The organism is Paraliobacillus sp. JSM ZJ581, assembly GCF_044383835.1.
Lineage (GTDB): Bacteria > Bacillota > Bacilli > Bacillales > Amphibacillaceae > Paraliobacillus.
The window spans coordinates 65453-79152 of the sequence record NZ_JBISEP010000007.1 but is presented as its reverse complement, the minus strand read 5'-3'; the positions used below and the strand labels follow the sequence as shown (position 1 = coordinate 79152).

11 protein-coding genes are annotated in these 13700 nt (G+C 36.9%); all 11 read left to right on the top strand.

The features are described from left to right. The first annotated feature begins 82 nt into the window (after window positions 1-82). Window positions 83-211: a hypothetical protein gene (locus ACH6CY_RS06400; RefSeq protein ID WP_374066456.1), complete on the top strand. Its 129-nt coding sequence runs from the start codon at window positions 83-85 to the stop codon at window positions 209-211. 212 nt (window positions 212-423) lie between these two features. After that, window positions 424-1104 (top strand): heptaprenylglyceryl phosphate synthase, encoded by a 681-nt coding sequence (pcrB, locus tag ACH6CY_RS06395; protein WP_374066455.1) that lies wholly within the window; start codon window positions 424-426, stop codon window positions 1102-1104. 21 nt (window positions 1105-1125) lie between these two features. After that, entirely contained in the window at window positions 1126-3357 is a 2232-nt protein-coding gene (gene pcrA / locus ACH6CY_RS06390; RefSeq protein ID WP_374066454.1) for a DNA helicase PcrA, read from the top strand. 18 nt (window positions 3358-3375) lie between these two features. Next, complete coding sequence (ligA, locus tag ACH6CY_RS06385) at window positions 3376-5397, top strand: NAD-dependent DNA ligase LigA (RefSeq protein WP_374066453.1); 2022 nt, start codon at window positions 3376-3378, stop codon at window positions 5395-5397. 31 nt (window positions 5398-5428) lie between these two features. Next, entirely contained in the window at window positions 5429-6607 is a 1179-nt protein-coding gene (locus ACH6CY_RS06380) for a CamS family sex pheromone protein (RefSeq protein ID WP_374066452.1), read from the top strand. 83 nt (window positions 6608-6690) lie between these two features. Beyond that, on the top strand, window positions 6691-6981 hold the full coding sequence (gene gatC, locus ACH6CY_RS06375) for an Asp-tRNA(Asn)/Glu-tRNA(Gln) amidotransferase subunit GatC (protein WP_374066450.1): 291 nt from the start codon (window positions 6691-6693) through the stop codon (window positions 6979-6981). Between the two features lie 14 nt (window positions 6982-6995). Then, a complete protein-coding gene (gatA, locus tag ACH6CY_RS06370) occupies window positions 6996-8465 on the top strand; it encodes an Asp-tRNA(Asn)/Glu-tRNA(Gln) amidotransferase subunit GatA (protein ID WP_374066449.1) in 1470 nt (489 codons plus the stop codon). Continuing rightward, a complete protein-coding gene (gene gatB / locus ACH6CY_RS06365) occupies window positions 8465-9895 on the top strand; it encodes an Asp-tRNA(Asn)/Glu-tRNA(Gln) amidotransferase subunit GatB (RefSeq protein WP_374066447.1) in 1431 nt (476 codons plus the stop codon). Before gatA ends, gatB begins: the two co-directional genes overlap by 1 nt. A 121-nt stretch (window positions 9896-10016) precedes the next feature. Beyond that, window positions 10017-10925, top strand: coding sequence for a diacylglycerol kinase (locus ACH6CY_RS06360; protein ID WP_374066446.1), 909 nt, complete (start codon window positions 10017-10019; stop codon window positions 10923-10925). A gap of 193 nt (window positions 10926-11118) precedes the next feature. Beyond that, window positions 11119-12495, top strand: a complete 1377-nt coding sequence (gene rlmD / locus ACH6CY_RS06355) for a 23S rRNA (uracil(1939)-C(5))-methyltransferase RlmD (protein WP_374066445.1) — start codon at window positions 11119-11121, stop codon at window positions 12493-12495. Window positions 12496-12772: 277 nt separating this feature from the next. Beyond that, window positions 12773-13699, top strand: a complete 927-nt coding sequence (locus tag ACH6CY_RS06350; protein WP_374066444.1) for a recombinase family protein — start codon at window positions 12773-12775, stop codon at window positions 13697-13699. Window position 13700: the final 1 nt, after the last annotated feature.

Below are 13700 nucleotides of genomic sequence, written 5' to 3'. Positions count from 1 at the left end.
GGTGACGAAGACATTTAAACGTTAGAAACAAGAGATCCTGCAATCCTTTATGTACCCCTTTAATAATGGATACATGGAGGATGTGAACAACACAATAAAAGTGACGAAACGTATGTCTTATGGCATGAAAAGTTTTGAGCGTTTGAAAAAGAAAATACTAAATACTATGGCAACAAGAAATAAGAAGCGTCTTATTATAAAAGCGCCTTAGCTGAGGCCGTACCTGCGGAAAACGAGCTTATTTCCTCTGCGGTTCAGGTACAAGCATTATCGATAATATAAATGTAATAAAAGAGATGGTGGAGTGAAAATCACACCACCACATTTGACAGAGAACCAAAATTAATCCCTTTCTAGGGATGAAAAAAACGATATTTTTGATATAATGAAACAATGGACTAGTAGCGGATGGAGGCTAGAGTTTTGTATAATTGGAAAGAATGGAAGCATGTGTTTAAATTAGATCCAAATAAAGAATTATCAAACGAAAAAATAACACAAATTTGTGAATCAGGAACAGATGCCGTGATCGTTGGCGGGACAGATGGCGTAACACTTGACGGTGTATTGCAACTACTTAGTCAAATTCGTAGGTATTCCGTTCCGTGTATTTTAGAAGTATCTACGATGGACGCGATAACGCCAGGTTTTGATTTTTATTATATTCCGATGGTTTTAAATAGTAGAGAAAAAAAATGGATGATGGACATCCAACATCAAGCAGTAAAAGACTTTGGACATATACTAGAGTGGGACGATCTTATCGCGGAAGGGTATTGTATCGTTAATCCGGAGGCAAAGGCATTTACACATGCGAACTGTACCTTACCAAGTGACGATGATGTGATTGCATATGCTCAAATGGCAGAGCATTTATTCCACCTTCCTATTTTTTATTTAGAGTATAGTGGAATATATGGAGACCCATCACTTGTAAAACAAGTTAAAAAACAGTTGAATGATACGAAACTCTTTTATGGCGGTGGAATTACGAATAGAGCACAAGCGAAAGAAATGGCAGAGCATGCTGATGTCATTGTTGTTGGAAACAGCTTGTACGATAATTTTGATCAGGCAATTCAAACTGTTCATGGTGTAAAATAGATTCAAGAGGCGGTGACATGGATGAGTCAAGCAATACAAGCTCTATTAAAAGGATTAAATGATAAACAACAAGAAGCAGTTCGAAAGACAGATGGTCCATTATTAATTATGGCGGGAGCAGGAAGTGGAAAGACACGTGTATTAACCCATCGAATTGCCTATTTATTAGATGAGAAGGACATATCACCACGAAGTATTCTAGCGATTACTTTTACGAACAAAGCAGCACGAGAAATGAAAGATCGAGTGGCACGTTTAGTCGGTGCAGAGGCAGATAAAATTTGGGTATCTACCTTTCACTCTATGTGTGTGCGAATTTTAAGACGAGACATTGATCGAATTGGCATGAATCGTAACTTTTCTATTTTAGATAGTGGTGATCAATTATCTGTTATTAAGAATGTACTAAAAGATAAAAATATTGATCCGAAGAAGTTTGATCCACGTGCAATGCTTGGGGCAATTAGTTCAGCAAAAAATAGTTTAATAACTCCTGATCAATACAAAGAAGAAGCAGGTAATTTTTACGAGCAACAAATTGCAACAGTTTATGAGGGATATCAAAAGACGCTAACGAAAAACCAATCATTAGACTTTGATGATTTAATTATGCAGACAATACGCTTGTTTGAACGTGTTCCCGAGGTGTTAGAGTATTATCAACGTCGTTTTCAATACATTCATGTCGATGAGTATCAGGACACGAACCACGCGCAATACTTTCTAGTAAAACAGCTTGCTGATCGTTTTCAAAACCTCTGTGTTGTAGGTGACTCGGATCAGTCGATTTATCGATGGCGTGGTGCAGATATTCAAAATATTATGTCGTTTGAAAAAGATTATCCGAATGCACATGTTGTTTTACTTGAACAGAATTATCGTTCGACACAATCTATTTTACAAGCGGCAAATAGTGTAATAGTAAACAATCCTGGACGTAAACCGAAGAAATTATGGACAGATAATACATCAGGATCTAAAATCTATTATCATGAAGCGGCGACAGAGCAGTATGAAGGACTTTATGTTGCAGATAAAATAGAAGAATATATTAAATCTGAAGGATATAACTACCGAGATATGGCTATTTTGTATCGCACGAATGCGCAATCACGTTCAGTCGAGGAGATATTTGTAAAAGCGAATATCCCTTATCAAATTGTAGGCGGTACAAAGTTCTATGATCGTAAAGAAATTAAAGATATTCTTGCGTATTTACGTTTAATTTCGAACCCAGATGATGATATTAGTTTTGCTCGAGTAGTGAACGAGCCAAAGCGAGGAGTCGGAAAAACATCATTAGAGAAACTACAAGCATATGCAGCAGAAAATGATATTTCACTATATACTGCAGTACAAGAAGTTGATTTTGCTGGGGTAAGTGGAAAAGCAGCGAAATCGCTAGCTGATTTTGGTGCAATGATTAAACAATGGACACAGCAACAAGCATTCTTACCTGCTACAGATATGGTAGAAGAAGTATTAAATCGAACGGGCTATGAGCAAATGTTGCAAAACGAACGAAGTATTGAAGCACAAAGTCGACTAGAGAACCTAGAAGAGTTTAAAACAGTTAGCAAGCATTTTGAAAATACGAGTGAAGATAAAACATTAGTTGCCTTTTTAACTGATCTTGCATTAGTTGCTGATATTGATCGTATGGATGATGATCCATTTGCTGATAATAAAGTAACATTGATGACATTGCACGCAGCTAAAGGATTGGAGTTTCCAGTGGTGTTTTTAATCGGAATGGAGGAAAACGTGTTTCCGCATAGCCGTTCGATTATGGATGAGGAAGAAATGGAAGAAGAACGTCGTCTTGCTTATGTAGGGATTACCCGAGCAGAAAAAATACTCCATTTATCTCATGCTAAAATGCGGACATTGTTTGGACGAACAAATTTAAATCCTGTCAGCCGATTTATTAGTGAAATTCCTGATGAATTGTTAGAAGGGATCGAAGAAGCGAAAGAAAAAATGTTTGGTTTTTCTAAAAAACAGGACACTCGTACAAATTCATTTGCAACTCCATCGAAACAGACCGTTAAGAAAAGAGCAAAGCAAACAACGACAGGTGGAGAGAAAGTAGCTTGGCAGGTTGGAGATAAAGCCAATCATAAAAAATGGGGACAAGGTACAGTAGTAAAAGTTAATGGTGAAGGTGAATCAATGGAATTGGATATTGCTTTTCCTGCGCCAACGGGTATTAAACGTTTATTAGCGAAATTTGCTCCGATTACCAAACAATAAACTGAGGTGGATCAAAGCATGGAAGAAATGAAAGCAAAACAAGAAATAAGCAGTTTGCGAGAAGAGTTGAATAAATATAATCATGCATATTATGTGTTAGATCGACCAAGCGTATCTGATGCGATTTATGATCAGAAAATGCAACGTTTAACAGAATTAGAAGCGCAATTCCCTCAATTTATTACATCTGATTCTCCAACGCAACGTGTAGGAGGAGAGCCGCTTGATGCTTTTGTAAAAGTACAACATCAAGTGCCGATGCTTAGTCTATCCAATGCGTTTAGTGAAAATGATTTAAGAGATTTTGACCGTCGTGTAAAAGACGGGCTAGATGTAGAACATGTAACGTATGTTTGTGAATTAAAAATAGATGGTTTAGCTGTTTCCCTTCGCTATGACAATGGTATTTTTACACAAGGAGCAACACGTGGGGATGGTACGACGGGTGAAGATATTACAAGTAATTTACGGACGATTAAAAGTATCCCGTTACGAATAAATGAAACAGAGACAATCGAAGTACGGGGCGAGGCTTTCATGCCACAGCAATCTTTTTTAGTTTTAAATGAGGCGAAGGAAGAAAATGGGGAAGAACCATTTGCCAATCCTCGGAATGCTGCAGCCGGTTCTTTACGTCAATTAGATCCTAAGATTGCAGCAAAACGTAATTTAGATATTTTCTTATACGCAGTTGGTCAGTGGGAAAGTGGAACATTAACTGCACATAGTGAAAGGCTTCATCACCTATCTGCTTTAGGATTTAAAACGAATCCAGAGTGGAAGAAGTGTTCAAGCATTGATGAAGTGATTGAATATGTAAACGAATGGGTTACCAAACGAGCGGACCTGCCGTATGAAATTGATGGCATTGTAATTAAAGTAGATCAGTTAGCTTATCAAGAGCAATTAGGTACAACAGCAAAGAGTCCACGTTGGGCTATTGCGTATAAATTTCCCGCAGTAGAAGCAGTGACTAAATTATATGACATTGAATTAAGTGTAGGTCGAACGGGAGTAGTGACACCGACTGCTCTATTGGAACCAGTAAAAGTAGCTGGAACAACTGTGCAACGCGCTTCGTTACATAACGAAGATTTAATTCATGAAAAAGACATTCGGGTCAATGATACAGTTGTCATAAAAAAAGCAGGAGATATTATTCCTGAAGTTGTTCGTGTTGTGACAGATGAGCGTGACGGGACAGAGCAACAATATCGTATGCCAAGTCAATGTCCGGCTTGTAGTAGTGAACTGGTTCGTTTAGAAGAAGAAGTCGCATTACGATGTATTAATCCAAATTGTCCAGCACAAGTGAAAGAGGGACTGATCCACTTTGTTTCTCGTAATGCCATGAACATTGATGGTTTGGGAGAAAAAGTAATTGAACAGCTGTTTGAAGCAAATCTTGTGAAAAGCATTGCTGATATTTATCAGCTTAAGCGAGATGAACTATTACCTTTAGAACGAATGGGCGAAAAGTCAGTTAATAACTTACTTCAGGCAATTGAAGCGTCAAAAAGCAATTCACTTGAAAAATTATTATTTGGTCTAGGCATTCGGTTTGTTGGTTCCAAGGCAGCAAAAACACTAGCGATGCATTTTGAAACAATGGATCACTTAGCGGCATCAAGCTATGATGATTTAGTGGCAGTTAATGAAATTGGCGATAAAATGGCTGATTCCATTGTGCGATATTTTGGAGAAGAGAAAGTACAACAATTAGTTCATGAATTAAGAAATTTAAATCTTAATATGACATATCTTGGACCGAAACCAAACGTTGAGGAATTGGTTGATTCTCCATTTTATGAAAAAACAATTGTTTTAACTGGTAAAATGGAGAGATTAACTCGATCAGAAGCGAAAGAACGAATTGAATCACTTGGTGGCAAGATAACAGGAAGTGTAAGTAAGAAAACATCGCTGGTCATTGCAGGTGAAGATGCAGGATCTAAGCTTGATAAAGCCAATGATTTAGGTATAACAATTTGGAGTGAACAAGAGCTCATTGATACGTTAAAAGAGATAGATGAGGAGTAATATTCCTGTTTGAAGGAAGGAGGAAATCTAAGTGAACAAAAAATTAGCAACATTAAGTATTGCTGCTGTTATCATATTAGCGAGTTGTGCCCCTTCTTATGATAATCAAGAGGAAGTAGTAGAAGATAATACATCAGAACAGGATAGTGGAGAGACAGCAATTATCCCGAGCCACAGTGTTACAGAGGAAGAATATCAAGTGTTGCTACCGTACAAGATGAGCCAATCAAGAGGAGTAATTACTAATCAAATCGCTAATCGACTAGATATTGATGCAATTGAACAAGGCTTACGTAGACATTCCACGGATGTATATGATCCAGATGATTATTATTTTCAAGAGGGACAAAAACTCACTACAGATATTGTTTATAATTGGCTGGAACGGTATGGAAAAAAAGAATCCGGTAAGGATAATCCATTAGGGCTTAATCCTGCGCTCCCTGATATAAATGAAAAGGACACAGAGCGAATGATTGAAGCAGAGCGTAACAATCCTAAATATTTATCACACATTTTAGAGCAAAACTACTTAATAAAAACGGATGATAACGCAGTGCAGTTAGGTGGAATATCAATTGCGTTATCAATGAAATCAAACTATCGCTTTCAAACAGAAGTAGGCGGACCATACTATTATGAAGACATTTCGATGAAAAAAATGATGAGTGAAGCTAATAAAATAGCAAAAGAAGTAATAAGCCGCATACGTCAAATGGATGGATTAGCTGATGTGCCAATTATGGTAGCGATCTATCGAGAGGAAGCAAGAGATTCATTAGTGCCAGGGAACTTTGTAGCTAAAACTAATGTTAAAAGTGGAAGCTCCTCCATTAAAGATTGGAAAAAAATTAATGAAAAATATGTGTTATTTCCTTCAAGTGATTTAACAAAAAAAGATCCTGATACGAATGCTAATTTAAAAGACTTTGAAATCGATGTTTCGAAATATTTCCCAAACTATGTTGGTATTATCGGGAAAAGTTTTTATGTTGATGATCAATTAAAGAAGCTAACATTGGAAATACCAATTAGGTTCAATGGAAAAGCAGAAGTAGTTGGCTTTACCCAATATGTCTATGGCTTAATTGTAGATGGGTTTGAAAACCATTTTGATTTGGAAGTGAATATTACGTCAAGTAATAAACAGGAAAGCTTAATTTATAGAAAAGCAGGTGAAGAGGAGCCCAATGTGCATATCTATGATTAAGTAAAGTTGATAATAACGTCTATTCTTTGCTATTATCTTAAGTATTGTATGTTTACATAGAAAAAAAGCTGGAGGTGACAGGAATGTCTGAAATTTCAAAAGAACAAGTAAAGCACGTTGCACATTTAGCGAGATTGGCCATTACTGATGAAGAAGTAGAAACAATGACGAAACAGCTAGATGATATGATTAATTATGCGGCGCTTTTAAATGAGTTAGATACAGACCATGTAGAACCAACGACACACGTACTAGATTTGAAAAACGTAATGCGCAAAGATGAGCCAAGAAAGTGGATTGAAAAAGAGGATGCACTAAAGAATGCACCAGATGTTAAAGACGGTCAATTCCGCGTGCCATCTATATTAGAATAGGGAGGGAACAAAGCATGTCGTTATTTGATTATACATTAAAGGAATTACAAGAAAAGCTACATAATAAAGAAATCACGATTACGGATTTAGTAGATGCATCATACGAACGAATTAATGAAGTAGATGACCAAGTTCATGCATTCCTAACCTTGAATGAAGCAGGTGCTCGTGAGAAAGCAAAACAATTAGAGCAGTCAGCAAATGATCATGCCAATCTATTATTTGGTATCCCTGCTGGAATTAAAGATAATTTAGTAACAAAAGGGCTACGTACAACTTGTGCTAGTCAATTGTTGGATAATTTCAATGATCCACTATATAATGCAACAGTTGTAGATAGATTAGAGCACGAACAAACAATTACAATTGGTAAATTAAATATGGATGAGTTTGCAATGGGATCATCTAATGAAAACTCAAGCTATGTAACAACGCGCAATCCATGGAACACAGATTATGTACCAGGCGGATCAAGTGGTGGTTCAGCAGCTGCTGTAGCCGCAAATGAGGTTTTCTTTTCACTTGGTTCTGATACAGGTGGATCGATTCGTCAGCCAGCAGCATTTTGTGGTGTTGTAGGATTAAAGCCTACCTATGGACTAGTCTCGCGTTTTGGACTTGTAGCATTTGCCTCATCACTAGATCAAATTGGGCCAATTACGAAAACAGTAGAAGATAACGCCCATGTACTTCAAGCAATTGCTGGTCATGATAAAATGGATTCTACTTCTGCTAACATAGAGATTCCAACCTACAGTGATGCATTTAAAGAGAACGTGAAAGGGTTGAAAATTGCTGTACCAAAGGAATATTTGCAAGAAGGTGTCTCTCCTGAAGTAAAAGAGTCCATACTTCAAGCACTTAAAGTATATGAAGATCTAGGCGCAACATGGGAAGAAGTGTCTCTTCCGCACTCTAAGTATGCTGTTGCCGCTTATTATTTATTGTCTTCTTCGGAAGCATCTGCCAACCTTGCCCGTTTTGATGGTGTACGTTATGGTGTGCGTTCTGAAAATGCAACTAACCTGTTAGATATGTTTAAGTTATCCCGTAGCGAAGGCTTTGGTGATGAAGTAAAACGTCGTATCATGTTAGGCACATTTGCACTTAGCTCAGGTTATTATGATGCGTATTATAAAAAAGCACAAAAAGTTCGTACGTTAATTAAAAATGACTTTGAAAAAGTATTTGAAAATTATGATGTAATTATTGGACCAACAACACCAACGCCAGCATTTAAAGTCGGTGAAATCATTGATGATCCATTAACGATGTATGCGAATGATATTTTAACCATCCCTGTAAACTTAGCGGGTGTACCGGGTATGTCTATTCCTTGTGGCTTTTCGAGTGAAGGTTTGCCAATCGGTTTGCAAATTATTGGGAAACATTTTGATGAAACAACGATTTATCGCACTGCATATGCGTTCGAACAAGCAACAGATCATCATAAAAAACGCCCAACATTGGGAGGTGCGAAGTAATGAATTTTGAAACAATTATTGGTCTAGAAGTACACGTAGAATTAAAAACAAATTCAAAGATATTTAGCCCAAGTTTTAATCATTTTGGTGCAGAGCCGAATGAGAATATTAATCCAATCGACTTAGGATACCCAGGTGTACTCCCGGTCTTAAATGAAGAAGCGGTTAATTTTGCAATGAAAGCAGCGATGGCACTGAATTGTGATATTGCTACAGATACTAAGTTTGACCGGAAGAATTATTTCTATCCAGATAATCCGAAAGCCTATCAAATTTCACAATTCGATCAACCAATTGGTGAAAATGGTTGGATTGAAATTGAAGTAGAAGGAAAGACAAAACGAATCGGCATTACTCGTTTGCATATGGAAGAAGATGCAGGTAAATTAACACACAGTGATGCAGGCTATTCATTAGTTGACTATAATCGCCAAGGAACACCATTAGTAGAGATTGTATCAGAACCTGATTTGCGTTCGCCAGCTGAAGCTTATGCATACTTAGAAAAACTAAAAAATATTATCCAATATACAGGTGTTTCTGATTGTAAGATGGAAGAAGGTTCACTACGTTGTGATGCAAACATTTCAATCCGCCCAATTGGTCAAGAAGCATTTGGTGTTAAATCAGAATTGAAAAACTTAAACTCTTTCTCCTTCGTTCAAAAAGGACTAGAGTATGAAGAAAAGCGTCAGCAAGAAGTATTGTTAGCTGGTGGCGAAATTCTACAAGAAACACGTCGTTATGATGAACAAACAAAAGAAACGATCTTAATGCGTATTAAGGAAGGATCAGACGATTATCGTTATTTCCCAGAACCAGATCTTGTACCACTTTATATTGATGAAGCATGGAAACAACGCATTCGTGCTGAAATTCCGGAGCTTCCTGATGCAAGAAAAGCGCGTTACATTAATGAGTTAGAACTACCGGCATACGATGCGATGGTATTGACTAGTACAAAAGAGATGTCTGACTTTTTCGAAGCAACGATTGCAGCTGGCGCCGATGTAAAACAAGCATCAAACTGGTTAATGGGTGAAGTATCTGCCTACATGAATAAGCAACAAAAAGAGCTACACGACCTTGCTTTAACACCAGAATCTCTAGCAAAAATGATTCGTTTAATTGAAGATGGTACGATTTCTTCTAAAATTGCGAAAAAAGTGTTTGCAGAGCTAGTAGAAAAAGGTGGAGACCCAGAACAGATTGTTAAAGATAAAGGACTTGTTCAAATTTCTGACGAAAGTCAATTGACAGAAATTATTTCATCTATCTTAGATAAGAACGAACAATCCATTGTCGATTATAAAAATGGTAAAGATAAAGCACTAGGATTTTTAGTAGGACAAGTAATGAAAGAAACCAAAGGTCAAGCAAATCCACCGATGGTAAACAAAATCATTTTAGCAGAAATGGATAAGAGATAATGAAGGAAGAGGGCTACTAAAGGTAGCCTTCTTTTCACACGGATAAAAATATAACCTTTTCTTTTCCGGCTAAAACGGCTATGATGATAGTTAGAAAAGCGAAAGTAGGGAGGGCTTTCTAATGCAACGTGCTCGAATTATTTATAACCCAACTTCTGGACGTGAACAATTCAAAAAAGAGTTACCTGAAGTATTGCAAAAATTTGAACAAGCTGGTTATGAAACATCCGTTCATGCGACAACAAGTATTGGTGATGCAACGCATGCAGCGAGTCAAGCGATAGAGCGTGGCTTTGACGTTATCGTAGCTGCTGGTGGTGATGGGACAATAAACGAGGTCATCAATGGTATGGCTGAAAAAAACAATAAGCCAAAGTTGGGTATTATACCAGTAGGAACAACAAATGATTTTGCCCGCGCACTACATATCCCACGTCAAATTGGTAAAGCTGTTGATGTTATCTTAGCAGATCGATCAGTTGCTTTAGATATAGGGAAAGTAAATGATCATTACTTTATGAACATTGCAGGTGGAGGAAAATTAACTGAATTGTCTTATGAGGTCCCGAGTAAGTTAAAAACAATGCTTGGTCAACTCGCATATTATTTAAAAGGAATTGAAATGTTACCATCATTACGACCAATTAATGTACAAATTGAATATGATGGAAAAACATTTGAAGATGAAATTATGTTATTCCTTGTAGCTAATACAAACTCAGTTGGTGGATTTGAAAAATTAGCACCTAACGCAGAAATGAATGATGGTGTGTTTGATCTATTGATTTTAAAGAAAACAAATCTTGCAGAATTTGTCCGTTTAGCTACTCAAGCATTAAAAGGAAATCATTTAGAAGATGATCGAATCTTGTATACCCGTGCGAAACGAATAAAAGTACATACAGATGAAAAAATGCAGTTAAATGTAGATGGTGAATTTGGAGGGCTTTTGCCTGGTGAGTTTGTTAACCTTCATAAGCATATCGAATATTTTGTGCCAGAAACTTTCGAAGTGAAAGAAGATAGCTAATAGAAGCATTCTTCTTTCTATTTTTTTGTCTACCTTCATTCGCCAATATTCGAATATTTCCCGGGAAATGTCGGATTTATTTTTAAGTGGATGAAAAAAAGCTAAAATAATAGAGGAAGAACTAATATTTCTTGAATCGTATATTTGTGATAAACTTTGGTGAGTATTTGATAACGAAGGACGTTGATGAACAATGGAAAAGCAAAAAGCTCCTGTACAAAAAAACGAAATGATAACATTAGCATTTGAAGATATGACCCATGAAGGTAATGGTGTCGGAAAAATAGACGGTTATCCTGTTTTTGTACCTTATGCCTTGCCAGGTGAAACAGCTCAGGTGAAAGTGATTAAGGTAAAGAAAAATTTTGCTATAGGTAAATTAATAGAAATAGAAGATCAAAGCGCTGAACGTGTAGAAGCACCGTGTCATGTTTATTACCAATGTGGTGGCTGTCAGCTTCAACATATGAGCTATACGCTCCAAAAAGAAATGAAGCGCACACAAGTAGTGAATGCACTGAAAAAAATTGGACATATAGAAGACGTTGTTGTTCATCCTACGATTGGAATGGACGATCCATGGCGTTATCGTAACAAAGTCCAAATCCCTGTTGCTGAAAAGAACGGAAAGCTAATTACGGGATTCTACCGAAAGAAAAGCCACGACATCATTGAGGGAATGGATCGTTGTATCATCACATCCGAAGTGAATGATTGCATGGTTGAAGCAGTGCGTAGTATAGCGGATCGATTCGGCATCCCTGCATATGATGAAAAAACGCATCGTGGAGTACTTCGTCATATTATGGTTCGAACAGGCGAAATAACGAATGAAACGATGATCGTGATTGTAACCCGAACGAAAGAACTACCTAATAAGGAAGCACTCGTGAATGAAATTAGAGAAGCCTATCCGAATGTGACATCGATTATGCAAAATATTAATAAAGATCGCACCAATGTAATACTTGGTAAAGAAACCAAACTACTTTGGGGAGAATCATATATTCATGATAAAATCGGTGACATTACCTTTGCTATATCTGCGAAGTCATTTTATCAAGTGAATCCGACGCAAACGAAACAACTATATGATAAAGCATTAGAATATGCACAGCTAACAGGAAACGAAACAGTTATTGATGCATATTGTGGTATTGGAACGATTTCACTTTTCCTAGCGCAACAAGCGAAAAAGGTCTATGGTGTTGAGATAGTAGGAGAAGCAATCGCTGATGCAAAAGAAAACGCAAAGTTAAACAAGATAAATAATGTAGAATTTTTTGTCGGACAAGCAGAAAAAGTAATGCCTTGGTGGACAGCACAAGGATTGAACCCAGATGTGATTGTTGTCGATCCTCCACGAAAAGGTTGTGATGAAGCATTGCTAGAAGCAATGCTTGAGATGAAGCCAGAACGTATCGTATATGTATCTTGTAATCCATCCACACTAGCACGTGATTTACGGATACTAGAAGATGGTGGTTATAAGACAAAAAAAATACAGCCCGTTGACATGTTTCCTCAGACGAATCATGTGGAGTGTGTATCGTTGATGTCTAGGGAATAAATACATCAGCGAATTAAGTATTGATAGAGCAAGGTTTATAGGGTTTCACTTTAGTTTATTTTAGTTGGATAAACAGGTGAAACCCTTTTTGTTATTGGCTTTGAGAATGCTGAAATTTAGGGTTGAGTTGATAGAATGACTTTTATCTAGGGGAGTTGACAGGATAGATGTAGGGCATAAAATGTGCTATATTTAGACTAATCACATAGTTAGAAACCACATTGAATATAATTAGTCTAAAATAGATGAATAAACATAAGTGCCAGGAGGTAAGGAGATGTCTGATCAACGTAGAGTTCACTTTATTCCGCCAAAACCTATTAAACGTGAAAAACGAGTAGGAATTTACTGTCGTGTAAGTTCTAATAGTATGGAACAATTGAATAGCTTAACAGCCCAAGTATCTGCCTTAACTAGATTAACAGCATTGGCTCCTAACTGGCTACTTGTTGATACATACATAGACATTGCTTCTGGAAAAGCGAAGTCTAACCGGAAAGCATTTCATCGTCTGATAAAAGGTTGTGAAGCAAAAAATATAGAAATTGTGATAACTAAAAACATTAGTCGATTTGGTCGGGATACAGTTGAAGTGCTTGCAGGGTTGAACAAGTTAAGAGAACTTGGAGTACGAGTTCTCTTTGAACAAGAAGGTTTAGATACGGCCGATACAGATAGTGCATTAATGATTTCAATTATCGAATCCATTGCTCAGGCGGAAAATGAATCGAGAAGTGAAAATATTAAATGGGGATATAAACGTCATGCTGCCCAAGGGACGTCTAAACTGTATAACAGAAAATGTTATGGCTATGAAAATGATGAAGATGGTTTGTTGATTATAAAAGATGATGAAGCTAAAAATGTTCGATTAATTTTTGACTTATATTTACGTGGGGCTAGCATTATAGGTATAAAGCGGGAATTAGAAAAACGCGGAATAAAAACACCAACTGGAAAAGAGAAGTGGAGTAAAAGAACGATTGATGTCATGCTGAGTAATGAAAAATATATTGGTTTAGTAAGACTACTCAATGCGGGGGAACATCAAGAACATTATGTGTCTGAAAACAATCATCCAGCAATCATTTCAAAAGAGCAATTTGAAGCGGTACAAGAAGAAAAGAAAAAGAGAAGTAATGTTGTGAAAGCTGAAGATGGTGTAAAAAGAAAGAGTAGAAAATATAGTTCGAAAAAGGGGTGAT